A 26,003-nucleotide genomic window follows, 5' to 3' on the forward strand; every position below is an offset into this window, starting at 1 on the left:
AGATGAACGAACCAGCGAAGCTCATGTGGTGGCAGGGCGCCGTGGTCCCCGCCGGCGACACCGCGCTGACCCTCGCCAACCACAGCCTGCACTACGGACTCTGTGTCTTCGAGGGCATCTCCGCCTTCCCCTCCGGGGACGACGGCCACCACCTCTTCCGGCTCCGGGAGCACACGTCACGCTTCGTCGAATCGTGCCGCCTGGTGGGGATGACGCTCGCGCAGTCCCCCGCCGAACTCGCCGCGGCGTGCCACGAGACACTGACCGCCAACGGCCTGCGCCGGGCCTATCTGCGCCCCCTCGCCGTCCTCGGCGACGGGGTACTCGGCCTGGCCGCTCCCGGTGCGCAGGCCCAGGTGGCCGTACTGGCCTTCGACGTCTCGGGCTTCGACTCGGTGATCCGCGCGCAGCAGCCCCGCCTCGCCCTGTCCGAGGTCACCCGGCTGAGCCCGCACGCCTTCCCGGCCAAAGCGAAGGTGTCGGCCGGCTATCTGGGCTCCAGGATCGCCTGGATGGACGCCCAGCGGCGCGGCTGTGACGACGCGCTGCTGCTGGACGACACCGGCTTCGTCGCCGAGTGCACCGTGCAGAACGTCTTCGGGGTACGCGGTCGCACGCTGCTGGTGCCCGACTCCCCCGCCGCCCTGGACGGGATCACCCTGGCCTCCGTCGTCGAGCTGGCCGCCGGCCTCGGGTACGCGGTGGACCGCGGCCCGCTGGCCCCGGCGGACCTGCTGGCCTGTGACGCGCTGTGCGTGGCGAGCACCGCCGGTGGTGTGCGCCCCGTTCGGAGCGTGGACGGGACCGCGTTCGACACCGGCAACGCCGTGGTCGCCGAGCTCGTACGGGCCTATCGGCAGGCCGAACTGGGGCTGCTCCCCGGCTATGCGAAGTGGGTGTCGGCCGGATGAGCGACGCCCTCGTGGTCGATCTGTACGACACCCTCCCCGGCGCGCTGCGCGAGCGCCTCGACGTGCTCGGCCGGGACCACTGGCGCCGGGCGAACGCCGGGGTACCGCGCCTCGCGGACTCCTGGTGCCCGACCCGGCCCCTCGTGCTGGGCGCCGGGGCCTACGAGCGGGTCGGCGCGGTCGCGGACCGCGCGGCGGGCCTGGTGCTCGACGCGTGCCTGCGCCGGGTGAGCACGGCCGGCGGGCTGCTCGCGGCGCTCTCCCTGCCGCAGGAGCAGTACCCGCTGCTGGACCCGGCGGAGCCGCTGGGCGAACATCTGCTGACGTCCCTGCGCGCCGACGTGATGGTCGAGCGGGGCGTGCCCCAGGTCGTCGAGCTCAACATCGACGGGGCGATCGGCGGGGCCATCGAGGCCGACCTGATCGCCACGCAGTTCCACGAGGTCTACGCCGACCCGGGCCCCCTGCGGGCCCCGCCCTCCGCCGTCGACGCCTTCTTCACGGAGCTGGTCTCCTTCCTCGGCCTGGCCCAGGGCAGCACGCTCGTGGTGCCCGTCTTCCGCGAGGACGGCCTGGGCCACCTGGCCGACCCGGACGAGTTCATCTCCTACCTCGGCCCCATGGGCGCACACGGCACGGCACACGGCATCACCGTCGTCGGGTATCCGCTGGACCGGCTGACCCTCGACGACCGGCAGCGGCTGCGCGCCGGCGAGCAGATCGCGCACGGGGTGTTCCGGCTCTTCCTGCCCGTCGAGCAGAGGGGTCCGGGGCTGGACGCGCTGGGCACGGCACTGCGGGCGGGCACGGCCCGGATGTACACCCCGGAGGCGACCAGCCCCGTCAGCGACAAGCGGGTGCTGGCCTGGGTCTGGGAAGACCTTGCTCTGCTGGACCCGGCCGACCGGGACTTCGTACGCCGGCACATCCCGCGCACCATCCCGGCCCGGGCCGACGCACTCGGCAAGGACCGGACCTCGCTGGTGCTCAAGCCCGGTGACGGCTACGGCGGCGCCGGGGTGGCCATGGGCCGCTCGGTGACCGAGGAGGAGTGGCGGGAGCTGGTCCTGAAGGCCGCCGGGATGGGCGACCACGTCCTCCAGCGGGTGGTGGACCCCGACCTCGTCACCCTCGGGTTCGCGCACGGCACGACCGGGGAGATCCGCAGCGCCGCCGTGCCCTGCGTCCTGGGTCCGATGATGTTCGGCCGCGCGCTCTCGGGCATGTACGTCCGGCACGCCACACCCGGCAGCGGCGCACTCGTCAACACCCATCAGGGCGCTGCCGCCAACAGCGTGCTGATCGTGGAGAGTCCGACGGTCGGACCGTGAGCGTCGACGGCACCCGGGCACCCACCCTGCTGGACCCGCTCCGGCAGCGGAACTTCCGCTGCCTGGCGGGCGGACGGATGGCCACGTACTTCGCCAACGCCATGGCACCGATCGTGCTCTCGTTCGCGGTGCTCGACCTCACCGGCTCCCTGATCGACCTCGGGATCGTGGTCGGGGCGCGGTCGGTGGCCAACGTGGCGCTGCTGCTGTTCGGCGGGGTGATCGCCGACCGGCTGCCGCGCCGGCTGGTGCTCCAGGGGTCGAGCATCGCGGCCGGGCTGGCCCAGGCGGCGATCGCGGCGAGCGTCCTGCTGGGCTTCGCCTCCCTCCCCGTACTGGTCGTCATCAGCGTCGTCAACGGCATGGTGTCGGCGGTGTCGCTGCCGGCGGCGGCCGCCCTCGTGCCGCAGACCGTCCCGACCGGGTTGATCCGGCCCGCCAACGCGCTCGTCCGGATGGCCGTCAACGCGGGCATGGTCCTCGGCGCCTCGACCGGCGGCCTCGTCGTCGGCTTCGCGGGCCCCGGCTGGGGCATCGCGGTCAATGCGGCGGTGTTCCTGCTGGCGGGACTGAGCTTCGCCGGGCTCCGGGTGGCGAAGACGCCCTCGGCGGCGGGCGGCCCGGCCCGGCCGCTGGCCGAACTGCGCGAGGGCTGGTCGGAGTTCACCTCCCGCTCCTGGGTGTGGGTGGTGGTGCTCCAGTTCCTGGTCATCAACGCGGTGGTCGCCGGGGGGCTGCAGGTCCTCGGGCCGACCATCGCCGACCAGTCCTTCGGCCGGACGACCTGGGGGCTGCTGCTCGCCGCGCAGACGGGGGGCGCGTTCGCGGGCGGCATCATCGCGGCCCGCACCCGGCCGCGGCACGCGCTGCGGATCGGCGCGGCCGTCGGTGCGTTCGAGGCGGTACCGCTGCTCGCCCTCGCGACCAGCTCGCACACGGCGCTGCTGCTGGCCGCGATGTTCATCAACGGTGTGGCGCTCGAACAACTCGCGGTCGCCTGGGACGTGTCCCTGCAGGAGAACATTCCTCCCGAGCGGCTCGCCCGCGTCTACTCCTACGACGCGCTCGGCTCGTTCGTGGCCATCCCGGTCGGCGAGGTGGCGGCGGGTCCGATCGCCCTGCACGTGGGCATCGACACGACCCTGGTGGCAGGCGCCGTACTGATCGTCACGGCCACCGGCCTCGCGCTGTGCAGCGCGGGCGTGCGCGGCCTGACCGTCCGCGCCGCCGCACCGCGCCTGCCGGCCGGGGACGCGGCCACATGACCACCACCACCGAACCGACGGCAAGAACAGCACCGCACACAGGGGGAGCACCATGCCGCACGGCGCATTTCTCGTCGACCAGTCCCTTTCGGCCGGCGCACTGGAACACCTGGCCGCGCTGCCCGCGGCCCAGCAGCCCGACTGGGCGGATCACCCGGCGCTCGGCGCGGCCGTCGCGGAACTGCGCGCCGCGCCGGGGCTGGTCGGCCCCCGCGACATCAGCGGGTTCGGCCTCCTGATCGCCGGGGCCGCACAGGGCGGGGTGAACGTTCTGCAGGCCGGTGACTGCGCCGAGGACCCGGCCGACAGCACGCCCGGGGCGGTACGCGACAAGGTCCGGATGCTCGACGTCCTCGCGTCGGCGCTCTCGGAGATCACCGGGAAGCCGACGGTCAGGGTGGGCCGCATGGCCGGCCAGTACGCCAAACCGCGCTCCCGGCCGACGGAGCGGCACGGGAACCGGGAACTCCCGGTCTTCCGGGGCCACATGGTGAACCGGCCGGAACCGGACGCGGCGGCCCGCGCACACGACCCGCGCCGGCTCACGGACTGCTACCGGGCCGCGCGCCGGGTGCTGCGGACCCTGCGCGCGGACACCGGATGGGACTTCCGGAACACCTGGACCAGCCATGAGGCGCTCGTCCTCGACTACGAACTCCCCCTGATCCGGGGGGACGGGTCGGGGCGGGCGTTCCTGTCGTCCACGCACTGGCCCTGGATCGGCGAGCGCACCCGCTCCGTGGAGGGGGCCCACGTACGCCTGCTCGCCGCGGTGGACAATCCGGTGGCCTGCAAGATCGGGCCGACGACGACCCCCGCCGGGCTGCTCGAACTGTGCGCCCGCCTCGATCCGGAGCGCCGGCCCGGCCGGCTGACCCTGATCGCCCGCCAGGGCGCCGCCGCGGTGGGGCGGAACCTGCCCGCCCTCGTCGAGGCCGTACGCCGGGCGGGGCATCCCGTGGTCTGGATGTGCGATCCGATGCACGGCAACACCGTGACCACCCCGGACGGCCGCAAGACCCGCTTCGTCGAGGAGATCGTCCGGGAGGTACGGGGCTTCCGGCAGGCGGTGGAATCCGCCCGCGGGACCGCCGGCGGCCTCCACTTGGAGGCCACTCCCGACGAGGTGCTGGAGTGCGTCGCCGACAGCGGCGGCACGGGCGGACTCGCCGGCCGGGCCGCACCGCTGTGCGACCCCCGGCTGAATGTGGAACAGGCCCTCGAGGTCGTTTCCGCCTGGCGCGGCTGAAAAGGACCGACCGGTCAACGCGCAGGTGAATGCGCGCGGGAATGGGGACCGGACCCGATGGCGAAATCCGGACCATTATCGACCGGTATCACGACGGCAGCGAGAAGCATCCCCCCGGCGACCGTCCAGCGCCCTTCGAAGACCGAGGGAACGGACATCTCCCGGAGGTCTTTCCCCCTCCCCCGTTCGGTGATCTGCGCACGGAAGGTCCCGGCCCCGGCCACCCCGTCGAAGGAGACCGATGCGTCCCCGAAACCCAGTCGGCGCCGCACCATCGGGAACCACGCCTTGTACACGGCCTCCTTCGCGCAGAACAGCAGCCGGTCCCAGTGCACCTGCGGGCACCCGGCGGCGAGGACGGCCAGCCGCTCCCGCTCCTCGGTGCGGGAGACGGCCCCCAACACCCCGGTGGGCAGGGCTTCGTGGGGCTCGGCGTCGATTCCCACGGCCCGCACCCGCCCGGCGGAGGCCACCGCCGCTGCACGGTACCCGGTGCTGTGCGTCATGCTGCCGACCACTCCGTGCGGCCACACCGGCGCCCCCCGCTCGCCGGGCAGCACCGCCACGGGCGGCACGCCGAGCTCGGCCAGGGCCCGCCGGGCGCAGTGCCGGACGGTGGTGAACTCCCGTCGCCGCCCCTCGTGACGCGCTGTCCCCAGCGCTTCCGATTCCGCGGGAAAGAGGGTGGATTCCGGTACGTCGACAAAGCTCTCGGCGCACGCCACGGCGGCCGGAAGGATCAGTTCGAGCACCTGAGGACCCTCACGACCGGAATCCTGCTTCCGCCGTTTATGCCGGTCCTTCCGGCTGCTAGCGTGAGGAAGGACCGGCAATTACCGCAAAAACAAGCGAAGTTGTTCGTCCACCGAGGGGGATTTCGACCATGACCAGCGGTAGCGATGACGTGCCGGCCGCCGTGACCGCGGCCGGAGGCGGTTCGACGAAGCGGCCGCCCGGCCTGCGCCTGCCCGCGGTGGTCCAGACCCTGTTGTTCGCCCAGTACCGGCACAAGCTGTTCCCCGTGCTGCGCCGCAGGCACGGGGACGTCTTCACGCTCCGGCTCACCACTCCCACCCGCCATCTGGTGATCCTCACCAGGCAGGAGGACATCAGGACCGTCTTCGGCGGTCCGGTGGACGTCCTGCACGCGGGCGAGGGCAACGCGATCATGGGACCGGCCCTCGGCGACCACTCGGTGCTCCTCACCGACGAGGACGAGCACCGCAGGGCCCGTCGGCTCCTGATGCCCGCCTTCACCGGGGCGGCGCTGGCGGGCTACCGGCAGATGGTCGGCGAACTGACCAAGGCGGAGGTGGACGGCTGGCCGGAGGAGACCGTCTTCAGCTCCCACCGGCGGATGCAGGCCCTGACCCTGGAGGTGATCCTCCAGGTCGTGTTCGGGGTGACCGAAGAGGCGAGGCTGAGGCGCATGCGCCCGCTCGTGCGCGGCATCGCGGACATCGGCCCGGTCACCCTGCTCGGCCTCCCCTACCCCCTCCTGCAGCGCTTCGGGCCGTGGCGCCGCCACATCGCCCTCCAGCGGGGTCTCGACGAGCTGCTGTACGCGGAGATCACCGGCCGGCGCCGCGCCGCCGACCTGCACAGCCGGACCGACGTGCTGTCCCGCCTGCTCCAGGCCGCGGAGAACGAGGAGGGCGGCGGGTTCACCGACCCGGAGCTGCGCGACCAGCTGATCACGTTGCTCCTCGCCGGGCACGAGACCACGGCCACGGGTCTGGCGTGGGCGCTGCACGAACTGGTCCGTGAGCCGGAACAGCTGCGGCGGGCACAGCGCGCCGCGGACGAGGGTGACGACGCCTATCTCACGGCCGTCGCCAAGGAGGCGCTGCGGCTCAAGCCCGTGGTGTACGAGGTGGCCAGGCAGCTGACGAAGCCGCTTACGGTCGGCGGGTACCGGCTGCCCGCCGGTGCCACCGTGATGCCCGCCATCGGCATGGTGCAGTCGGACCCGGCCTACCACCACCAGCCCGACGAGTTCCGTCCCGAGCGCTTCCTCGACGGCCAGCCGCCGGCCCACACCTGGATACCGTTCGGCGGTGGCGCCCGGCGCTGCATCGGCGCCGGTTTCGCGCTGCTGGAGGCGACGGTGGCGTTGCGCGAGGTGCTCCAGCGGTACGACATCCGGCCGGACCGGCCCGCCCCGGAGGAGCAGAAGGCCCACCACGTGACGCTGATCCCCGCGCGGGGTGCGCGTCTCGTGGTGAGCCGTCGCCGCTGATCCGGCCGGTCCGGTCCGGGTCAGCGGGCTACTTCCGCCAGGACCTCCAGGCGGCCCGTCAGGTAGCGCTCCCGGCACAGCCCCCGCTGCACCTTGCCGGAGGAGGTGCGCGGGATCGCGCCCTTGCCCAGGGCCACGACCTTGTCGGGGGCGTGGCCGAGGTGCTCGCGCAGGCTCCTCATCACCTGCGCCGCGATCTCCTCGTGCCGCTCGAAGCCCTTCGCGGACTCGAAGACCACGATCATCCGCTCGGTGTCCGGCACCGCGAAGGCGGCGCACGCCGGCCGTACGCCCGCCACCTTGGCGGCGACGTGCTCGTAGTCCTCCGGGTACAGGTTGCGGCCCGATACGATGATCATGTCCTTGGCCCGGCCGCAGATCACCACCCCGCCGTCCTCGGTGCGGTAGCCCAGGTCGCCGGTGTGCAGCCAGCCGTCGCGCAGGACGGCCGCGGTCGCCTCCGGGTCCTGCCAGTAGCCCTGCATCAGCGAGGGGCCGTGCACACAGACCTCGCCGACCTGCCGCTCCCCGAGCGGCTTGCCGTCCGCGTCCCTGATCTCGATGCGCACTCCCGGCACCGGGGGTCCGCAGACCGCCAGCGCGCGGGCGCCGGGGGCGCCGGCGGGCACCGGACGGGCCACCGCGCCCGCCTGGAGGCCGTCCCGCGACACGTGGTCCCAGACCAGCGGCCGACCGGCCTCGCCCATGGCCACGGCGAGGGTGGCCTCGGCCAGCCCGTACATCGGGGTCATCACCTGGGGCCGGAGCCCGTACGCGGCGCCGGCCCGGACGAACTCGTCGAGGGTGGCGGCCCGGATCGGCTCCGCGCCGTCCCCGCACACCTCCAGGGCGGACAGGTCGAGCTCCCTCGGACGCAGCCGCATGCCCTGGGCGGCGAGCCCGTAGGCGAAGTTCGGGGCGACCGTGCTGGTGGCCCGGAACAGGGACAGGGCGTCCACCCAGGAGTCCGGCCTGGCCAGGAAGTCCTCCGGCGGCTGGAGCACCAGCTTGATCCGGTAGGCCATCGCGGAGAGCACGGAGATCAGGCCCATGTCGTGGTAGAGCGGCAGCCAGCTGACGTGCACGCTACGGTCCCGCTCCAGTGCGAACCGCTCGCAGCAGACCGCGGCGTTGGTGAGCATCTGCCGGTGGGTGAGCGCGACCGCGCGGGGCAGACCGGTGGTGCCCGAGGTGAACTGCAGGTACGCGAGGTCCTCGGGTGCGACCGGGACCGGACCGCTGATCTCCTCCCGCTCCGCGGCCAGTTCACCGCAGGTCAGCACGGGACGGTCGCCGGTGATCCGGCCGGTGACGAAGTCACCGAAGGCATCGGCGACCACCACGCAGCGCGCGTCCACGTGGTCGAGCCGGCGGTCGATCTCGGCGACGAACTCCGGCAGGTCCGACAGCCGGTGCGGCAGGGGCAGGACGACGGGGACGGCGCCCGCCCGCCAGGCGCCGAAGAGACTGAGCAGGAAGCCGGGCGAGGTGGAGGAGACGATGGCGACGCGGTCCCCCTTGACCACGCCCGCCCCGGCCAGCCCGCCGGCCACCCGCCGTGCTCCGGCGGCGAGCAGCGCGTAGGGCAGCGGGGTCCGGTCGAGCCGCCGGTTCACGACGGTGATCCCGCGTGGTGTGGTGGCGGCGAGTTCCAGCACCTCGGGCACGGTCACCGCGCCGAACACGTCCTCGGGACGCGGGTGGTCCACGGTCCTCTCCTCCCCGTTCATCCGGCGCTCCGCGCCAGCGTGTGCAGTGCGCCGGTGAAGCGGTCGGCCAGCGCCCGGACCGTCGCTGCGGTGTGGAGATCGGCGCTGTAGGTCCACACCAGCCGCAGGGTGCCGTCGGCGGCCATCGCCATCAGGTCGAGCGTCCGGGTCCGGTGGCCCCGGTCGCTGCGGTGGTGACCGAAGGAGGCGGCCACCGGGCGGGCGTCGCCGGTGAAGTACTCGCTGACGTCGCCCCAGTAGTTGAAGCCGATCTCGGGCACGGGGACCCCGGCCATGCGCGCCCGGACCGCGGGGTCGGGGTGCAGGTACCGCAACAGGCCGTATCCGACGCCCTGGTGGGGCGTCTCGCGGATCTGCGCGCGCACCGAGGCGAGCTCGCCCGGGCGCAGGACCAGCGGCGACAGTGTGGAGAACCGGGCGACCGTACGGGAGACGTCCAGCCCGTCGAAGGCCCGCCGGCGTCCGTGCCCCTCGACCTCGACGACCAGTTCCGGCTGCCCGGTCCAGTCGGTCACGGCCCGGGCCAGGGCGGTCAGCAGCACCTCGCGGACCTCGGTCCCGTCCCGGCGCGGGATCCCGGTCAGCACGGCGTCCGCGGTCGCCCCGGTCACCTCGGTGAAGTGGCGGACGGCGGAGGCCTGTGCGTTGGGGCCCAGCCGGTGGTCCACGGGCAGGGGTGCGGGCGTGAGCTCGGCGAGCCCGCTCCAGTACGGGAGTTCGGCCGTGACCTCCTCGCTCGTCGCGTGGGCGTGGAGCTGCTCCGCGGCACGCGGCAGGGAGGCCGTCTTGGGCGGCAGCACCGGTGTGTCGCCCCGCTCGAGGGCGAAGTAGGCCGTGCGCAGGTCCTCGTAGAACACCCGGGAGGAGTAGTAGTCCATGACCAGCCAGTGCGCGCTGACCAGGAGCCTGGGACGGCGCCGCGGACCGAGGCCGAACTGGGTGAGCCGGACGGTCTCGCCGGTGGCCAGGTCGAGCCCGCTGTTGCGGAGGGCGGCGTGCCGGGCGATCTCCGCCTCGATGTCGGCGTCGGCGACGTCACCGAGGTCGACCTCGGTGACCCTGGACGCCTCCAGGGGACGCGCCGCGGGCAGTTCCGCGTGGGGCCCGCCCTGCGCCTGCGTGCGGAACACGGCGCGCAGCCCGTCGTGGTGGGCGAGCACGGTGGCGAGGGCCTCGCGCAGCGGTCCTGGGTCCAGCCGCCGGTCCAGCTCGAAGACGGGCCACATGCCGTTCCAGTGACCGGCGTCAATGAAGTCCTGCTCGAAGAACCAGAGCTGACTGGGCGACAGACCGGCGCGGCCGGTGATCTCCCGCTGGTCCGCCGCGGCCGTGGGGCGGTCCGTCGCGAGGGCGGCCTGTCCGGCGATGGTTGGGTGGGCGAAGAAGTCCGCGAGGGTGAGGTGGAGACCCTGTTCGGCGGCCCTGGCCACGGCGCGCACCCCGAGGAGCGAGTCCCCGCCGAGCGCGTTGAAGTCGTCGTGGCGCCCGATCCGTTCCACCGGGAGTACGGAGGCCCAGGCGCGGGCCAGGGTCTCCTCGGCCGGGGTGGCCGGCGGCTCGTCGGCCGGTGCGGTGGACGGCGGCGCCGGCAGCGCACGCCGGTCGAGCTTTCCGTTGGCGCCCGTCGGCAGCCGGTCCAGGGTCACGACGACCGCAGGAACCATGTACGAGGGGAGTTTGGCGGCGAGGTGGGTGCGCAGCTCCTGGTCCGCGAGGTCGGCCCCGCTCTCCGGTACGGCGTAGCCGATCAGCCGCCGGGCGTCCTGGGCCACGACGACCGCGGTCCGCACGCCGGGGTGAGCGCCGAGCACGGCCTCGATCTCGCCGAGTTCGATCCGGTGGCCGCCGATCTTGACCTGGAAGTCGTCCCGGCCGAGGAGTTCGAGGGTGCCGTCCGGCCGGTAGCGGCCGAGGTCGCCCGTGCGGTACAGGCGCTCGCCGGTGACCGGGTGGGCGGTGAACTGCGCCGCGGTGCGCTCCGGGTCCCCCCAGTAGCCCTGGGCCACTCCCACGCCGCCGATGTAGAGGTCACCGGTGACATGGTCCGGCTTGTCGGTGAGATCGGCGTCCAGGACATGGAAGGTCTGATTCCGTAGCGGCGTGCCGTACGGAATGCTGCGCCACTCGGGATCGATCCTCTCGATCGGGTGCCAGATGGACCAGATCGCGGCCTCGGTCGCACCGCCGAGGCTGATCAGCTCGGGCGCTCCGGCGGCGACGGCCCGGACCCGGCCGGGCAGGCTCAGCGGGATCCAGTCGCCGCTGAGCAGTGCCGTCCGCAGCGATCGCGGGAAGCCGGCGCCCTGCTGCTCGCAGTGCTCCACCAGTAACTCGAGCAGCAGCGGGACGGTGTTCCACAGCGTCACCCGGTGCTCGTCCGCCAGGGCGGCCCAGCGGCCGGGGTCGCGGTCCTCGCCGGGCGCGGGCAGCACCAGCGCGCCGCCCGCTCCGAGCACGCCGAAGACGTCGTACACGGAGAGGTCGAAGCTCAGCGAGGACAGGCCGAGGACGCGGTCCTGCGGGCCGACGGCGCAGCGGGTGCCGATGTCGTCGACCGTGTTGACGGCCGAGCGGTGGCTGATCATCACGCCCTTGGGGCGGCCGGTCGATCCCGAGGTGAAGATGACGTACGCGAGGTCTCCGGGGCCGGTGGCCGCCGCCTCCACCGGCCCGTCCGGCACGTCCGGCTCGCCCTCCCCCGGCTGCCGGTCCACCACCAGGGCGGTGACGCCCGCCGGGACGTGGCCGCCGGGCTGGACGAGGGCCACCCCCGCTCCGCCCGCCGCGATCAGCTGGTCGATCCGCTCCTGCGGCAGGCCCGCGTCCACCGGCAGGTAGGCCGCGCCGGAGCGGAGCACGCCCAGGACGGCGGGGATCTGCTGCCAGCCCTTGTGCATGAGGACGGCGACCAGCGTGTTCGGCTCCGCGCCGAGCGCCCGCAGCCGGTGGGCGATCCGGTCGGCGATGCGGTCGAGTTCTCCGTAGGTGAGCGTGGAGTCGGCCGTGATCACGGCCGGTGCCTCGGGGTGGGCGGCGGCCCACCGGCCCACGGCCGCGTGCAGCAGCTCGTCCGGCAGCGGCCCCGCGGTGTCGTTCACGGCCCCGCGTACGGCGAGCTGCTTCGCCGGCGGGGTGACCGGGGGCGGCTCCTCGCGCTCGGCGATCGCCTCCACCAGGTCGAGGTAGGCCGCGAACATGTCGTCGAGCACGCCCTCGGGGAACATCTCCTCCACCGCGTCCCAGCTGATCAGCAGATCGCTGCCGCGGGCCACGACCTGGTTGTCGAGGTAGACCTGCGGGGTCTGGGAGACGGCGTACGCGGTCTCGAAGACCACGCCTTCGAGGGATCCGAGGCTGTCCTGCTCACGCAGCAGGCTGGTGAACACGACGGGCATCCGCGCCTGCGTGGCGTCGCCGCGGCGGCGGCCCAGCTCGCGCTGCACCTCGACCCCGCTGAACCGGGCGTGCGCCAGGTCCTGCCGCAGCTGTGCCTGGAGCCGATTCGCGACGCTCGCGAGGTCCGGCGCGCCCCCGAGATCGCACTCCAGCAGGATCGTGCCGGTGAAGTCGCCGACCAGCCGGTCGATGTCGGCGTGCCAGCGCGGCCGGTCGGCGAGCGTCAGGTTGAGGGTGAACCGGGAGGTACGGCTCCAGGTGCGCAGGACCTGCGCGTACGCGGCGCACAGCAGCACGGAGGGGGTGACGCCCAGGGCGTTCGCCCGGTCCCTCAGCTGCCGCCACACCCGGCCGGTCAGCCGGCGCTCGCGGCGTACGAAGGCGGGCGCCACGGCATCGGCGAGGGTGCGTACGGGCAGTTCGGGAGCGGGCGGCAGCGTGTCGAGGCGTCCCCGCCAGTACGTGCGGGCCCGCTCGTGGCCGGGCTGCGCACGGTGTGCGGCGACGCCTTCGAGGTAGTCGCGGAAGCTCGGTCCGGGCGCCGGCCCGAGCGAGTCGGGGTCGAGGACCAGCCGGATCCACTCGGCCAGCAGCACCTGGATGCTGCCGGCGTCGACGAGCAGCAGGTCGATGCTGATGTGGAGGCGGAGCCGGCCCGTGTCCAGCCGGTGGGTGCGGATGTCGAACAGCGGCCAGGTGTGCGGGTCGAAGACCTGGCCGGCCATCTCCTCCCGGGTCTCCTGGAGGCGACATCGGCCGTCGGCTTCCGGGACCCCGCTCAGGTCGCCGTGGCGCAAGCGGTAGTACGGGACCTCCCGCGCGACCTGCTGGCGGCCGTCGGGGAGCAGGGCCGCCCGCAGCATGCCGTGGCGGCCGATGAGGGTGTTGAACGCCTCCTCGACGCGATCGCGGTCCGCGGCGAACAGGTCCACCTCCCCGTAGAAGTGGGCGGAGCGGCCGCCGAGGTCGAAGCCCCGGCTGCCCAGCCAGTACGCCTGCTGGACGTCGGTGAGGCCGAAGGGCTCGTGGTCGTGCTCGGGCGCCGGAACCAGCTGTGGGAGCGAACCGCGGTCCGTACCGTGGTTGAGCAGCGCCTCGGTGAGCGTTTCGAGGGTGCAGTGGCCGAAGAACACCTCCAGCGGGAGGTCGGCGGTGCACGCGGTGTCGATGGCGGACTTCAGCCGGACGGCGTCCAGCGAGTCGAGGACGAGCGGTTCCTGTGGGTCGATCCAGCGGTCGTAGTCGCTGTCGACCGCGGCGAGCAGGTCTCGGATCTGGTTCAGGCCCTGGTCCCGGTCGGGAATGGGCGCAGCGGATATCTCGGACATCGGTCCCCCGTATCAACCAGCCGGTCATGCTGGTTTCAGCGTGTTATTGCGATGTGGCCTGCGCATCGGCAACCTTGCGCAGGTACGAATAGATGCCACCGTTTCGGGCGATCCAGGCGGTGAGCCGGGGAGAGAGGGCGCTGACCACGTCCGCGACCTTCTCCAGGACGGGAGCCACGGTGATCTCCACCCTGTTCTCCCGGATGCACTTCAGCACCGCGCGCGCGACTTCGTCGGGCCCGACCCGGCCGAGCATCGGCGGGCGCCGGCCCGCCTGCCAGCCCGCGGAGATCCCGACATCGGCGATCAGCGTGGGATACACCGCCGACACCCCCACACCGGTCCCCCGCAGCTCCTCGCGCAGGGACCAGGTGAAGCCGACGAGACCGTGCTTGGCCGAGGAGTTGATCGTGGCGTAGGGATAGGCCGTACGCCCGCCCACGGAACCGATGTTGACCACGTGGCCGCGTCCCGCCTCGAGCATGTGCGGCAGCACCAGTCTGGTCATCGCCTCGGCCCCGAAGAGATTCACCAGCAGGACCTTCCTGATGGTCTCGATCGAGGCGTCCTGGAACCGGGTGACGCATTCGATCCCGGCATTGTTGACCAGGATTCCGGGCGGCCCCAGTTCACGCCTGACCGTTTCGACGATCCGGCGCTGCGCCGCCTCGTCGGAAACGTCGCCGGGCACCACGAGCGGCTCGGGCCCGAAGCGTCCGATCCTTTCGGCGGTGGCCCGCAGGCCCTCCTCCGACCGGGCGACGAGGACCACGTGGACACCGGCCCTCGCCAAATGCCCGGCGATGTGCGGGCCGACCCCGCGCGAGGCCCCCGTGACGATTCCCACCACATCGTTCAACTCGCGCATGAACATCGTCCTTTGCCGGGAGGGAGAGGGTCAGGGGGACGGCTGTGGAGCGCCGCGCCCACCGGACGACAGCTGGACCACGACCGCGACACAGCACAGCAGTGCCCCGGTCAGTGCCACCGCGCCGATGCCGACGTGATCGAGCACCGCACCGCCGATGACGCCGGACAGTCCGATGCCCAGGTACAGGGCCGAGGCGTTGAGCGCGAGCAGCAGGCTGCCGGCGCCCGGCGAGAGCTCGAGCAGCCGGCGCTGGACCGGCGGATTGAACGCCCAGCTCGATACGCCCCACACGAACAGCAGCACGGCCGCGATCGCGGTGCTGTGCACCACGGACAGCGCCGAGAGCGCGATCACGCTGCCGGACACGGCCACCAGCAGCGGCATCCGGTAGCCGTACCGGTCGGCCGCGACACCGCCGATGACGTTGCCGACCGCGCCGCCGATGCCGTACCCGAACAGCAGCAGGCTCAGCCCGGTGCCGTGCGCGCCGACGGTGTCGGCCAGCACCGGGGCCGCGTACGTGTACACGGTGAACACCCCGAGGCTGGCCGCCAGGGTGATCCCGAGGACCGTGACGACGCGTACGTCCGAGGCGACCTCGACGCGGCGGCGCAGTGTCACCCGCGCGGGCGCCGCGACCTCGGGCACGGCCACCGCCACGGCTGCCGCCGAGAGCGCGCAGAACCCGGCGACCAGCCAGAAGACGCCCCGGTAGCCGAGCGGGCCGACCAGCAGCGTTCCGGCGGGGACTCCCACGATGGTGGCGGTCACCAGGCCGCCGAACACCCAGGCCGCGGCGCGTGCCCGGCGCTCCGGTCCGCTCAGTTCGGCGGCGACCGCCGTGGCCGCCGGGGTGAAGACCGCTGCGCCCACGGCCGTGACGATCCGGGCGGCCATCAGGGCGCCGAAGTCCGGCGCGAGGGCGGCGAGCGCGTTGCCGGCCGCGGCCACCAGCAGGGCGGCGACGATCAGCGGTCGCCGGCGCCGTCCGCCCAGGGCGACGGCCAGCAGCGGGGAGCCGATCGCGTACGCCACGGCGAAGGAGGTGGTCAGCAGCCCCGCCGTGGAGAGGGACACCGACAGTTCCCCGCTCAGCTGCGGCAGTACGCCGGTGACGACATAGCCGCTCGTCCCCACTGCGAACGCCCCGAGCGCGAGCGTAAAGACCTTGCCCAACACGAAACGAACCCCCTGCCTCCGGCCGGTCGGTGCCGAAAGTGATCGTGGCACGGGCCGTGAAGACCACGCGAACCGGAGTCGACACCACACTCCCACAACAGAAGTTGCAGGCCAACGGGGGATTCGCGCCAAGATCTACCGGCCTGCGCCCGAAGCCGTGAGAGCCGCCCGCCGCAAGGGGCGCCTTGCGAGGAGCGGGTCACGTGTGCGGTCCTGCGGTCGGATCATTCCTGGCCGGAAGCCGACGGATTCGCAGAGGCTACGCCCGACCGCCGGGCTTTCTCGATGTCGGCGGCGGAGGGTTTGACCCGGCTGAACTCGTCGTGCCCGACCACCGTGGACTTCCACTGGTCGGCGGCGGTGGTCCCGTAGCTCAGCAGCCACTGGGTCACGATCCGTTCCTGGCCGCCCCCGATGTACTGGCCGCTCCAGGTGGCCACGGAGTGCGCGTTGCGGTAGGCGTTGCGGTAGGCGACCGTCCAGCCGATGGCGGTCCCGCTGCCGTCGGTGGCGGGCGCGCTGTCGTAGCGGCCGGTCATGACGTAGCGCTTCTCGGCGTTGCCGACCGCCGATTCGTAGGTGCCGGCGAACCCGCCGTTCGCCGCCTTGGTCACGACCATGGTGGAGCCGAGCTGGTTGTACCAGGTGCCGAGGACGGACGGGCGGCCGCTCGCCCCGTCCTCGCCGCCCGCGACGTCGGCGGCCCCTGCGGAGGCGGTCACCGGGGTGTCCGCGGAGGCGCTCGCGGAGACGGTGGCGAAGGTCAGGAGCGTTGCGCTGAGCGCGATGAGGACATGACGTACACGCGTCATGAGGTCTTTCCCCCTGTACGGGCCGAAGGCCCGGTCGGCGTACCGGTGATGGTGGAAGTCAATGGCGCTTTCGGGGGAAAGCCTAGGGTCGGTTTCGTCCCTCGGACGGGGCTCCCGCCGCGAATGTCGGAGTTCGTTCGGGAGTCGGCGCAATTCGTTCGCCCGCCTGCCCCCGGGGAATTCCGGAGGCAGGCGGTGCGTCAGTTGTCGCGGACCGCGACGATGCCGTTGAAGACACCGACGTACGCGGTGCCGTCGGGGCCGAGGGTGATCGGGGCCCAGTTGTTGTCGTAGAGCGGTCCGGTGCCGGTCAGCTGCCGCCAGCGGCGCTCACCGGTACGGAAGTCCACGGCCGTGAGGTACCAGGCGTCGATGCCCCAGAAGTTCGGCTCCTTCTCGTAGAAGTAGAGCAGCCCGTTCGCCGTGGAGAGCTTCGGGACCACGGAGGGAGCGCGGATCTCGCTCTGCCAGACCGTGTCGCAGCCGCTGCCGTCGGCGCGGACGTCGATACGGGTCACTCCGCCCACGACGGACTTGCCCAGCAGCAGGGTGGTGGGGTTCTCGTAGCCGTAGTTGTTCTCGACGACGATGCTGTTGCCCCAGGTGATGAGGGAGTTGTCGGTGGTCGAGGCACCGGAGCCGAACACCGGCACCTTGCAGACCAGCCGCCGGTCGGCGGGGACGTCCACGCCGCGCCGGTAGACCAGGACGTTCATCCGGTCGTCTGCGTTGTCGGTGATGGCGACGTAGCCCTGGCCGAAAAGGTCCGGGGTGGTGCCCGAACCCTGGTTGACGGAGCCGGGCTTGGCGGCGGTCCCCCGGTCGTACGTCTGGCGCCACCGCACCTCGGGGGTGCCCTCGGCGGCCGCGTGGAAGCTGTAGAGCGCATGGTCGGTGACGATGGAGACACCGTCCTCGGCGACCGAGAAGGAGTTCTGGATCTCCTCGCCGCGCAGGTGGACCGAGCGGATCCGCGAGGTCGCGGGATCCACCGTGCCGACCCTGCCCTGGCGGGTGACCCACCAGATCCGGCCGTTCCAGTCGGGCATCACGGAGGTGACGGGGTCACAGGTTCCGCTCGGCCACAGGTTGGTCCAGGTGACGCAGTCGTGCGGGACGTGCCCGGTGAGGTCCCAGTCGTTGTCGACGGTGAACTTCCAGCTTCCGTCGGGGTTCTGGGAGTGGGCGAGCCGCAGGATGTGCTGCCGGGAGTCGGCCAGCACCGCCCGGTCCTGGTTGTCCAGGTAGAAGTAGGCGCCGCCCGAGGTGTCCTTGAAGATCTTCGCGAAGTCGAGCGAGGTGATCGCCTCGACCGTCGAGGAGCGCTGCGGGAGCGGGTACTCCGCGAGCGTGGCGAGCGTACGGGGCTCCAGGAGCTTGACCTTGAAGCCGGAGAAGGTGCCGCACACCGTGACGAGCCAGCCGGCCGAGTCGAAGGTGGCGGTCGCGCACTCGCCGCCGAGGGCGGCGATCCTCTCGCTGGTCACCTTCGGGTTCCTGCCGAGCGGTCCGGACCAGGGGGAGGTGGCGCTGCCCGCCGCGTCGGAGTGCATGCCGCTGCGGCCGTTGGGCGCGAGGAAGGGGTGCTGCGGCGGCGCCTCGCCGGGCAGCGGGGCGGCGGCCGCGGGGCTGCCTTCGTAGTGGGTGACGAGACGGTGACCGGGGGCCTTGGGTATCTCCTCCGCCTGGGCCGGCGAGCCGCCGTACATCACCGTGAGTGCGGCGACGACGGGCAGCACGGCGCAGTTCAGCGATCTTCGGAACATCCGGACTCCTCCATCTCTCAGCGTTGTTGACATTGCGTCTGATGTCGCGCCGCCGCCAGACGCTAGATCGCAGTGCCCGAGGAGTCCATGGACGAGCCGGATGATTCACGAAGGCGCAACAGTCGATCAAGGATCGAGGCTGGAGACCACGTGCGCGGTGGCGGTCAGGCCGTTGTGGATGGTCGTGGCCATGCTGCTGCTCGCGAGGTAGAAGCCGAGCAGCACACAGACGACGGCGTGCGAGAACTTGAGCCCGCCGCTGCGCAGGAAGATCCAGGCCAGCACGATGAGCAGGACGACCACCGAGAGGGAAATCACCATCGAAACCTCCTTACTCGCCGCCATGGTGGCGCAGGAGGGGGTGCCTTCGGGCGAAAGGCGTGTCCGCCGTACGGGTGTTGACCGTCCGTGACGGCCGGTCGGTCCTTGACGATCTCGTCGCAGGCCGGCCAGGGCGGACGCAGCGCCAAGGGCCGGGCCGGGCAGACAGGTTGCGGCGGTCCGTCGCCGGCCTCGTGGGGCGGCGGGCGGGCCGATCGGTGCCGAGGCCGGCCTTCGGCGCGAACTCCGCGGGCCCCGGATCCACTTCGCCGCGTCGGCCCGCCGCACCCTGCGGTTCGGCATCGGCTGCTGCAAAGACCTGGCAGCAAGGCCGGACGGGGGCAGAAGAACACGAACCCGGCACCCCCGCGGGTCATCGGCCGCACGGGTCTTGTCGTGCTCCCGCCCCTCGTGCCATATATGTCTAGACCTTTAAGGAAGTCCAGGAAGCCGAGGAAGGCACCCACCCCGTGCGACGCAGCGCCCCCACGCTCTCCCTCCGCCTGGCCGCCCTGAGCCTCACCGCCCTCACGGCCTGCACCGCGCCCGACACCGAGCCCCCGCCCGCCCCCGCCGGGCTGACCGCCCAGGCCGGCAGCGCCACCAGCGTCCACGTCATGTGGGACGCGGCGGCCGGGAAAGACGGGGTGACCGGCTACCAGGTCTTCGAAGGCGACCATCTCGTCCGCGAACTCCCGGCCGAGAAGACCATGGTGGACATCACCGGTCTCACCCCGCAGACCGGTTACGCCTTCACGGTCCGGGCCGAGGACGCCTCCGGGAACCTCTCCGGCCCGGGACCCGCCGTCCGCGTGACCACCCCGGTGGCCAAGGCCGAGGACCGCACGCCCCCCACCGCCCCGGCCACCACCACCGCCCGGGCGAGCGGACCCCGCTCCGCCCAGGTGTCCTGGACACCCGCCACCGACGACACGGGCGTGACGGCCTACGACGTCTACCAGGGCGGCGTCCGCATCCACACCGCCGGCCCCGGCGAGAGCGGCACCGCACTCACCGGCCTTCAGCCGGACACCGTCTACACCCTCACCGTCCGGGCCCGGGACGGGGCGGACCATTCCTCCCCCGACGGCCCGGCGGTGGACGTGACGACCCCGCCCGCCTCCGGCGACGGCCCGGGTACGGCCCCCTCCGAGTTCGCCGCGACCGCCTCCCCCGGCACGGTCAGCCTGACCTGGACCGCCCCGGTCACCGGCCGCGAGACCACCGAGTACGAGCTGTACGTCAACGGACTGCCCACGACCGTCATCCAGTTCGGAGCGGGCGCGGTGCCCACCGGGCGGGCGGAACACCGGCTCACCGTGACCGAGCCGGCCGGCACGGTGTGGACCCTGAAACTGCGGGCCAGGCTGCCCGACGGCAACTGGGGATCCTTCTCCGCGGAGCGGCGGATCACACTCGTCGGGTGAAAGAAGCCACCGATCCGGCCCGAACGGCGCGGCCGCCCAGGGTGATCGCGCACAATACATCCGTGTTCGGTGAGTACTCGTTCAATGACAATCAGGCAGGTTCCGCGGACGGCGATCCCGGTCCGGGTCCCTGCCCGGCTTCCGGCAACCTGCCGCCGGAGCCTGCGAGCTTCGTCGGACGGGAACGCGAACTCCTGTTACTTGACGGCCTGTTGCGCGAGCGGAGACTGATCACCCTCACCGGAGTGGGGGGCGTCGGCAAGTCACGCCTCGCCCTGCGGGCCGTCGCCGCCGCCCGCCAGGCGCGGCCCGACGGCGTCTGGTGGGTGGAACTGTCGCCCCTGCGCGATCCGAGCCTGCTCACCGCCACCGTCGCCCACACGGTCGGCCTCGCCGACCACTCCCCCCGGCCACCCGACGAGGAGCTGTGCGCGTGGATGGCCGACAAGGAGCTCCTCCTGGTGCTGGACACCTGCGAGCACCTGGTGGCCGATTGCCGCCATCTGGTCGGTGAACTCCTGCAGTCGGCGCCCGGGTTGACGATCCTGATCACCTCACGCGAACCGCTCGGCATGCCGACCGAGGAGGTCGTCGAGGTCCGGCCACTGCCGTGCGAGGGGCCCGACAGCGACGCCCTCGCCCTCTTCCGGGCCCGCGCCCTGGCCGCGACCCCGCAGGCGGCGGCCGTCTTCACCGACCCCGCCCGGACCCAGGTGGCCGCCGAGGTGTGCCGGCGCCTGGACGGCATCCCGCTCGCCCTGGAACTCGCATGTGCTCGCATGCGGTTGTGGACGCTGGAGCACATGGCCGAGCGGATCGGCGAACGTCTCGAGGTGCTCTCGGACGCCAGGGCCGCACTGCCGCGCCGGCACCAGACCATGCGCACCACGATCGGCTGGAGCCACGAACTGTGCGAGCCGCTGGAGCGGTTGCTGTGGGCCCGGCTCTCCGTCTTCACCGGTGACTTCGACATCGCCGCGGCGCGCGCCGTGTGCTCGGGCGGCCCGCTCCCCGCCGCCCGGGTGGAGCGGGTGCTGGCGGGCCTGTCCGCCAAGTCCGTGGTCCTGCGCACCGAGGAACGCGGGGCCGGGGCCCGCTACCGGATGCTGGACACGATCCGCGAGTACGGGCAGGACTGGCTGGGCGAGCTCGGCGAGGTGGGCATCGTCACCGACCGGCACGCCCACTGGTACGCGGCGCTCTGCCAGGCCGCCGACCGGGGCTGGATGGGCCCGGGGCAGGTGGACTGGTACCGCAGGATCACCGCCGAACACGCGCAGTTGCGTACCGCCCTGGAGCACCTGCTGGCCGCCGACCCGACGGCGGCGCTGGAGATGGCCGGGGCCCTGTGGTTCTACTGGTTCGCGTGCGGGCACGTGCACGAGGGCCGCGGCTTCCTGGAACGGGCCCTCTCGGCCGCACCGCGCACGGGCGGCGCATACAACCAGGCCCTGTGGGCCCTGGGGCTCACCGCGCTGCTCCAGGGCGACATGGACGCGGCCCGGCAGCTCGGGGACGAGTGCACGCGGGACGCGGCCCGGCTCGCGGACCCGGAGCGGGAGCTGCGCGCGGCCTATCTGACGGCGTCCTCGGTGCTCATGCCCGGCGACCCGGTACGGGCCCTGCGGCTGGCCGGTCCACGGGCCCGGGCGGGCCACGGCGGACGGACGAGCGGTACGGGCTGGCTCATGTGCCGGCTGGCGAACAGCTACTCCCTGTGCGACCTGCGGCGCTTCGAGGAGGCCACGGACGAGGCGCGGGCCCTGCGGGAGGCCTGCGCGGAGCTGGGCGAGCGCTGGCTGCGGGCGTACGCGGACTACGTCCTGGCAGTGGCCGCGCTGGGTCTGGGGGACCACGGGGAGGCCGCCCGGCACGTACGGGCCATGCTCTCCGGGAAACGGCTGCTCGGCGACCGCTTCGGCATCGCACTGGGCCTGGACCTGCTGGCCGCGGCGGTGGCCGGACTGGGCGACGGGGAACTGGCGGCGCGGCTGCTCGGCACCGCGCACGCCTGGTGGCGCACGGTGGGCCGGCCGCAGATGGGCTCGCCCTCGCTGACGGCCCTGCGGGACCAGGGCGAGCGGCAGGCCCGCGCGGCGATCGGGGACGCCGCCTACGAGACGGCGTTCCTGGGCGGCGCGGCGGCGCCCACCGGCTGATTCACGGCCGGTGGGCCTGAAGAAAGGCCTAAATCCTGGGCTCCCGTCAGTACGGGAGGGGTCTGCCCGACGGGGTGCGCAGATCCAGGTCTCGGGGGGCGGGCTTCGGGACGGGCTTACGGATCAGCTGCTGGCGCATGCTGCCTCCTCGCTCAGACCAGGGCCGGGCGGCGTGGTTCCACCGTGCGGCTGTCGGGGAGCAGTTCACCGGTGTCGTCGAACAGCACGACTCCGTTGCACAGCAGGCTCCAGCCCTGTTCCGGGTGGGAGGCCACGATGCGGGCGGCGTCGTGATCGGCGCTGTCGGCGGTAGGGCAGGGTGGCTGGTGGGAGCACATGGCGCACCTCCTCGCAAAGTGGGGCGGGAGCGCCGGTGGTCACCCGGTCGAATCCGCGATCCACGGTGGCGGTGAGTATTACTGATCGCCGCCCCCGGACGGAACCCATATCCGCCGTCCAGTTCAGGGTGTGTATGCCCGATTACGATGCGCTCATGCCCGCTATCCGGATCATTCACCGCACGTCTTCACCGCCGGTCGAGGCGTGGTCGAAGCTCACGGACTGGGAGCGGCACGGCGCCCAGGTCCCCCTCACCCGGACGGTGATCGAAACGGCGCCCCCGACGCACGTCGGAACGATCTTCACGGCGCGCACCGGAGTGAGCAGGATCACGTTCGACGACCGCATGGAAGTCGTCGTCTGGCGACCTCCCGAGGAGGGTTTGTCGGGATTGGTTCGGCTGGAGAAGCGCGGCCGGCCGGTGACGGGCTGGGCAGAGATCGAGGTCGTCCCCCTCGCCGCGGGCGGCGCGGAGATCCATTGGCGCGAGGAACTGCGGCTGCGGGGCCTCCCCCGCGCCCTCGACCCCCTGGTCGCGGCGGCGGGCCGGCTCCTCTTCGGGCGGGCCCTGCGCCGGCTGCTGCGCCCCTGAGGCCGCGGGCCGGGGCGACAGGTAGGGTGCCGTGATCACCCCGCCGGTGATCACGACGCGACCGAGGAGATCCCCGTGGCCACTCCGCCACAGCCGCAGCAGGGCGCCGGCCCGTACAACCCCTACACGGCACCCGTCCCGCACGTCCCGCAGCAGAGCGGCCCGCCCGGTCCCGGATACGCGGGACCGCAGCCGTACGGCGCGTACGGCACGCACCCGGAGCCCGGCCGGTACGGCTGCCGGCTGTGCGGGGCCTGGCCCGCCACGCCCGCCACCGTACGCGGGCACCAGGGCATGATCGTGCTGATGCGGTCCCTGAGCCTGCGGGGACCGTTCTGCCGCGACTGCGGGCTCGCCACCTACCGCCGCATGTCGTCGGACACCCTGTGGCAGGGCTGGTGGGGGCCCCTGTCCCTGTTCATCACGCCCGTCACCCTGCTGATGAACCTCGGCCCGCGGTCGGCCTTCCGCAAGCTCGCTCCCCCGGCGGGCGGCTACCGGCCCGCGCTCGACCCGGGCAAGGCGATGTGGCGCCGGGCACCGGTCCTGCTCTTCCTCGTCCCCCTGCTGCTGTTCGTCCTCGCGATCCCGGTCCTGGTCCTGATCGGCGCAGCGGTCGGGGACGACACCCCGCAGCCGCTGACCTCCGGGCAGTGCGTGCGCAACAAGGGCGACTGGAGCAACCAGAAGCTCGTCGTCACGGACTGCGGCTCCGCGTCCGCCGAATACAAGGTGCGCCGGCCGTCGGCCGCCACGGGTGGCCCCTGCGCCCCCGGCGACTTCCTCGCCCTCCCCGCGTACAGCCCCGACGGCACCCTCAACTGCCTGACGCCCCTGCACTGAGCGAAGGGGCCCGGCCCCCGCACGGGTCCGGGCCCCTCACCGAGTGCGCTAGCGGATCGGCATGCCGGAGATCGTGCGCGCGATCACCAGGCGCTGGATCTCGCTGGTGCCCTCGAAGATCGTGTAGATGGCGCTGTCCCGGTGCATGCGCTCCACCGGGTATTCGCGGGTGAAGCCGTTGCCGCCGAGGATCTGGACCGCCTGCGCGGTCACCTTCTTGGCGACCTCGCTCGCGAAGAGCTTCGACATCGAGCCCTCGGCCGACTCGAACGGCCTGCCCGCGACCGCCATCCAGGACGCCCGCCACACGAGCAGCCGGGCCGCGTCGATCTGCGTCCGCATGTCGGCGAGCTGGAAGGCCACGCCCTGGTTGTCGATGATCGGACGGCCGAACTGGGTGCGGGTCTTCGCGTAGTCGAGGGCGACCTCGTACGCCGCGCGCGCCGTGCCCACCGCCATCGCGCCGACCGCGGGCCGGGAGGCCTCGAAGGTGGCCATGGCCGCGTTCTTCACGCGCTCGCCGCCGCCGTTGCGGGCGCGCTCGTGGGCCCGCGCGAGGCGCTCGTCCAGCTTCTCCTTGCCGCCGAGCAGGCAGGAGCCGGGGATCCGTACGTCCTCCAGCACCACCTCGGCGGTGTGCGAGGCGCGGATGCCGTGCTTCTTGAACTTCTGGCCCTGGGACAGGCCGGGGGTGTGGGGCGGGACGATGAAGGAGGCGTGTCCCTTGGTCCCCAGCTCGGGATCGACGACCGCGACGACGATGTGGACGTTGGCGATGCCGCCGTTGGTCGCCCAGGTCTTGGTGCCGTTGAGGACCCACTCGTCCTTGGCCTGGTCGTAGACCGCGCGGGTGCGCATCGAGCCGACGTCGGAGCCGGCGTCCGGCTCGGAGGAGCAGAAGGCGGCGACCTTCACGTCGTTCTGGTCCCCGTACATCTGCGGGATCCAGGTGCCGATCTGCTCCTCGGTGCCGTTGGCGACGACGCCGATGGCCGCGAGGCCGGTGCCGACGATGGACAGCGCGATCCCCGCGTCGCCCCAGAAGAGCTCTTCCATCGCCATCGGGATGCCGAGGCCCGTCGGGTCGAAGAACTGCTGGGCGTAGAAGTCCAGCGAGTAGATGCCGACCTTGGCGGCCTCCTGGATGACGGGCCAGGGAGTCTCTTCGCGCTCGTCCCATTCCGCGGCGGCGGGTCGCATCACATCGGCGGCGAAGCCGTGGATCCAGTCCCGTACCTGCTTCTGGTCGTCGTTCAGCTCCATGGTGAACTCCGCCATGTCCCCTCCACTGTTCTGTACTCGTCCCTGCGGAGGTTACTAGCGGTAACCTACGCGAAGACCACAGTCTGTTACCGGCGAGTAAGTACTGTCAAGCACCGTGGACACCGGCCACGACGCCCGACGGGGCGGGCCGCCGAGTCGATCGACGGGGTGCGCCGGGTGTTACGTTGCGTGGGCGTCACGCACATCGCAAGGGCGGGGAGAGAAACACGTCATGGAGACCACTCAGCAGGCCGGCGAACCGGGAGCGGCCGAACGCCGCCGGCGGGAGCTGCTCGAAGCCGCCGACCGGGTCGTGCTCAGGGACGGCCCCAAGGCCTCCATGAACGCGATCGCGGCCGAGGCCGGCATCACCAAGCCCATCCTCTACCGGCACTTCGGGGACAAGGCGGGCCTCTACCAGGCCCTCGCCGTCCGGCACACCGACGCCCTGCTGGACTCGCTGCGGGCGGCGCTCGACGCCCCCGCCGAGCGGCGCCGCCGGGTGGAGGCGACCCTGGACACCTACCTCGCCGCCATCGAGGCCCGCCCGCAGGTCTACCGCTTCCTCATGCACCCGGCCGAGGACTCCCACAGCGCCGAACGCGGCTTCGACGTCGGCCTGCACTCGGCGCCCCTGCTGCGCAGGCTCGGCGAGGAACTGGCCCAGGTGATCGGCGAGCGGGTGGACCTGGGCCCGGGCGGCGAACGGCTCGCCCGTATCTGGGGCCATGGCATCGTCGGGATGATGCACGCGGCCGGTGACTGGTGGCTCGGCGAACGCCCCTGCGAACGCGCGGAGTTGGTGACCGGCCTCACCGACCTCCTCTGGGGCCGCCTGGCCACCGCCGGCAACCGCCTGGACGGCCCGGGCTTCTAGGCAAACCCGGCCTCGCCGGCGTTTGAGGCGCGGGTCCGGGCAGAGCCCGGTGCCCGGCGGAGCCGGGTTTCCCGGGGCGCCGCCCCGGACCCCGCGCCTCAAACG

Annotated in this window: 20 protein-coding genes; 10 read left to right on the plus strand and 10 right to left on the minus strand. The window is 72.6% G+C overall.

Annotation, left to right across the window (positions count from 1 at the left end; all coding sequences use genetic code 11):
• Window positions 1-2 precede the first annotated feature (2 nt).
• The 4 genes from ACGFZK_RS35240 to ACGFZK_RS35255 are packed head-to-tail and all read left to right on the plus strand — an operon-like array spanning window position 3 to window position 4,756.
• On the plus strand, window positions 3-911 hold the full coding sequence (locus ACGFZK_RS35240) for an aminotransferase class IV (protein WP_393852902.1): 909 nt from the start codon (window positions 3-5) through the stop codon (window positions 909-911).
• The gene (locus ACGFZK_RS35245) at window positions 908-2,242 is read left to right on the plus strand and encodes a hypothetical protein (RefSeq protein WP_393852903.1); all 1,335 of its coding nucleotides are present in this window, start codon (window positions 908-910) and stop codon (window positions 2,240-2,242) included. Before ACGFZK_RS35240 ends, ACGFZK_RS35245 begins: the two co-directional genes overlap by 4 nt.
• Window positions 2,239-3,507, plus strand: coding sequence for an MFS transporter (locus ACGFZK_RS35250; RefSeq protein ID WP_393852904.1), 1,269 nt, complete (start codon window positions 2,239-2,241; stop codon window positions 3,505-3,507). Before ACGFZK_RS35245 ends, ACGFZK_RS35250 begins: the two co-directional genes overlap by 4 nt.
• A gap of 52 nt (window positions 3,508-3,559) precedes the next feature.
• Window positions 3,560-4,756, plus strand: a complete 1,197-nt coding sequence (locus ACGFZK_RS35255; protein WP_393852905.1) for a 3-deoxy-7-phosphoheptulonate synthase — start codon at window positions 3,560-3,562, stop codon at window positions 4,754-4,756.
• 14 nt (window positions 4,757-4,770) lie between these two features.
• On the opposite strand, the gene ACGFZK_RS35260 is transcribed toward ACGFZK_RS35255, so the two are convergent.
• On the minus strand, window positions 4,771-5,508 hold the full coding sequence (locus tag ACGFZK_RS35260; RefSeq protein WP_393852906.1) for a 4'-phosphopantetheinyl transferase: 738 nt from the start codon (window positions 5,506-5,508) through the stop codon (window positions 4,771-4,773).
• A 131-nt stretch (window positions 5,509-5,639) separates the two neighbouring features.
• On the opposite strand from ACGFZK_RS35260, the gene ACGFZK_RS35265 reads away from it, so the two are divergent.
• On the plus strand, window positions 5,640-6,995 hold the full coding sequence (locus ACGFZK_RS35265) for a cytochrome P450 (protein WP_393852907.1): 1,356 nt from the start codon (window positions 5,640-5,642) through the stop codon (window positions 6,993-6,995).
• 20 nt (window positions 6,996-7,015) lie between these two features.
• Here the strand turns inward: ACGFZK_RS35265 and ACGFZK_RS35270 are convergent, their stop codons facing one another.
• The 7 genes from ACGFZK_RS35270 to ACGFZK_RS35300 form a co-directional block, all read right to left on the minus strand.
• Window positions 7,016-8,704 (minus strand): AMP-binding protein, encoded by a 1,689-nt coding sequence (locus ACGFZK_RS35270; RefSeq protein ID WP_393852908.1) that lies wholly within the window; start codon window positions 8,702-8,704, stop codon window positions 7,016-7,018.
• Between the two features lie 17 nt (window positions 8,705-8,721).
• On the minus strand, window positions 8,722-13,449 hold the full coding sequence (locus ACGFZK_RS35275) for an amino acid adenylation domain-containing protein (RefSeq protein WP_393852909.1): 4,728 nt from the start codon (window positions 13,447-13,449) through the stop codon (window positions 8,722-8,724).
• Between the two features lie 43 nt (window positions 13,450-13,492).
• Window positions 13,493-14,317 carry an SDR family NAD(P)-dependent oxidoreductase gene (locus tag ACGFZK_RS35280; protein ID WP_393852910.1) on the minus strand — a complete coding sequence of 275 codons (825 nt, stop codon included), beginning with the start codon at window positions 14,315-14,317 and terminating at the stop codon, window positions 13,493-13,495.
• Between the two features lie 30 nt (window positions 14,318-14,347).
• The gene (locus ACGFZK_RS35285; protein ID WP_393852911.1) at window positions 14,348-15,499 is read right to left on the minus strand and encodes an MFS transporter; all 1,152 of its coding nucleotides are present in this window, start codon (window positions 15,497-15,499) and stop codon (window positions 14,348-14,350) included.
• A 224-nt stretch (window positions 15,500-15,723) separates the two neighbouring features.
• Window positions 15,724-16,311, minus strand: coding sequence for a streptavidin (locus tag ACGFZK_RS35290; RefSeq protein WP_393852912.1), 588 nt, complete (start codon window positions 16,309-16,311; stop codon window positions 15,724-15,726).
• A gap of 200 nt (window positions 16,312-16,511) precedes the next feature.
• Window positions 16,512-18,077, minus strand: coding sequence for a hypothetical protein (locus ACGFZK_RS35295; protein ID WP_393852913.1), 1,566 nt, complete (start codon window positions 18,075-18,077; stop codon window positions 16,512-16,514).
• Window positions 18,078-18,203: 126 nt separating this feature from the next.
• Window positions 18,204-18,398, minus strand: a complete 195-nt coding sequence (locus ACGFZK_RS35300) for a hypothetical protein (RefSeq protein ID WP_393852914.1) — start codon at window positions 18,396-18,398, stop codon at window positions 18,204-18,206.
• A gap of 470 nt (window positions 18,399-18,868) precedes the next feature.
• On the opposite strand from ACGFZK_RS35300, the gene ACGFZK_RS35305 reads away from it, so the two are divergent.
• Window positions 18,869-19,825, plus strand: coding sequence for a fibronectin type III domain-containing protein (locus ACGFZK_RS35305; protein WP_393852915.1), 957 nt, complete (start codon window positions 18,869-18,871; stop codon window positions 19,823-19,825).
• A 62-nt stretch (window positions 19,826-19,887) separates the two neighbouring features.
• Window positions 19,888-21,984 carry an ATP-binding protein gene (locus ACGFZK_RS35310; RefSeq protein ID WP_393852916.1) on the plus strand — a complete coding sequence of 699 codons (2,097 nt, stop codon included), beginning with the start codon at window positions 19,888-19,890 and terminating at the stop codon, window positions 21,982-21,984.
• Between the two features lie 152 nt (window positions 21,985-22,136).
• Here the strand turns inward: ACGFZK_RS35310 and ACGFZK_RS35315 are convergent, their stop codons facing one another.
• The gene (locus ACGFZK_RS35315) at window positions 22,137-22,322 is read right to left on the minus strand and encodes a DUF5999 family protein (RefSeq protein WP_393852917.1); all 186 of its coding nucleotides are present in this window, start codon (window positions 22,320-22,322) and stop codon (window positions 22,137-22,139) included.
• Between the two features lie 155 nt (window positions 22,323-22,477).
• On the opposite strand from ACGFZK_RS35315, the gene ACGFZK_RS35320 reads away from it, so the two are divergent.
• Window positions 22,478-22,915 (plus strand): SRPBCC family protein, encoded by a 438-nt coding sequence (locus ACGFZK_RS35320; protein ID WP_393852918.1) that lies wholly within the window; start codon window positions 22,478-22,480, stop codon window positions 22,913-22,915.
• A gap of 75 nt (window positions 22,916-22,990) precedes the next feature.
• Complete coding sequence (locus ACGFZK_RS35325; protein WP_393852919.1) at window positions 22,991-23,758, plus strand: hypothetical protein; 768 nt, start codon at window positions 22,991-22,993, stop codon at window positions 23,756-23,758.
• Window positions 23,759-23,806: 48 nt separating this feature from the next.
• On the opposite strand, the gene ACGFZK_RS35330 is transcribed toward ACGFZK_RS35325, so the two are convergent.
• Entirely contained in the window at window positions 23,807-25,036 is a 1,230-nt protein-coding gene (locus ACGFZK_RS35330; protein WP_393852920.1) for an acyl-CoA dehydrogenase family protein, read from the minus strand.
• Window positions 25,037-25,253: 217 nt separating this feature from the next.
• Between ACGFZK_RS35330 and ACGFZK_RS35335 the strand changes: the two genes are divergently transcribed.
• Complete coding sequence (locus ACGFZK_RS35335) at window positions 25,254-25,898, plus strand: TetR family transcriptional regulator (RefSeq protein ID WP_393852921.1); 645 nt, start codon at window positions 25,254-25,256, stop codon at window positions 25,896-25,898.
• The last annotated feature ends 105 nt before the right edge of the window (window positions 25,899-26,003 follow it).

It is taken from the genome of Streptomyces sp. NPDC048257 (genome assembly GCF_043201855.1).
Taxonomy (GTDB): domain Bacteria; phylum Actinomycetota; class Actinomycetes; order Streptomycetales; family Streptomycetaceae; genus Streptomyces.

What these genes read in the sequence shown, in the direction of transcription:
- ACGFZK_RS35275 (WP_393852909.1), bottom strand. Translation starts at nt 13,449, where the DNA reads ATGTCCGAGATATCCGCTGCGCCCATTCCCGACCGGGACCAGGGCCTG.
- ACGFZK_RS35290 (WP_393852912.1), bottom strand. Translation starts at nt 16,311, where the DNA reads ATGACGCGTGTACGTCATGTCCTCATCGCGCTCAGCGCAACGCTCCTG.
- ACGFZK_RS35255 (WP_393852905.1), top strand. Translation starts at nt 3,560, where the DNA reads ATGCCGCACGGCGCATTTCTCGTCGACCAGTCCCTTTCGGCCGGCGCA.
- ACGFZK_RS35245 (WP_393852903.1), top strand. Translation starts at nt 908, where the DNA reads ATGAGCGACGCCCTCGTGGTCGATCTGTACGACACCCTCCCCGGCGCG.
- ACGFZK_RS35265 (WP_393852907.1), top strand. Translation starts at nt 5,640, where the DNA reads ATGACCAGCGGTAGCGATGACGTGCCGGCCGCCGTGACCGCGGCCGGA.
- ACGFZK_RS35280 (WP_393852910.1), bottom strand. Translation starts at nt 14,317, where the DNA reads ATGCGCGAGTTGAACGATGTGGTGGGAATCGTCACGGGGGCCTCGCGC.
- ACGFZK_RS35315 (WP_393852917.1), bottom strand. Translation starts at nt 22,322, where the DNA reads ATGTGCTCCCACCAGCCACCCTGCCCTACCGCCGACAGCGCCGATCAC.
- ACGFZK_RS35240 (WP_393852902.1), top strand. Translation starts at nt 3, where the DNA reads ATGAACGAACCAGCGAAGCTCATGTGGTGGCAGGGCGCCGTGGTCCCC.
- ACGFZK_RS35320 (WP_393852918.1), top strand. Translation starts at nt 22,478, where the DNA reads ATGCCCGCTATCCGGATCATTCACCGCACGTCTTCACCGCCGGTCGAG.
- ACGFZK_RS35330 (WP_393852920.1), bottom strand. Translation starts at nt 25,036, where the DNA reads ATGGCGGAGTTCACCATGGAGCTGAACGACGACCAGAAGCAGGTACGG.
- ACGFZK_RS35300 (WP_393852914.1), bottom strand. Translation starts at nt 18,398, where the DNA reads ATGGTGATTTCCCTCTCGGTGGTCGTCCTGCTCATCGTGCTGGCCTGG.
- ACGFZK_RS35335 (WP_393852921.1), top strand. Translation starts at nt 25,254, where the DNA reads ATGGAGACCACTCAGCAGGCCGGCGAACCGGGAGCGGCCGAACGCCGC.
- ACGFZK_RS35295 (WP_393852913.1), bottom strand. Translation starts at nt 18,077, where the DNA reads ATGTTCCGAAGATCGCTGAACTGCGCCGTGCTGCCCGTCGTCGCCGCA.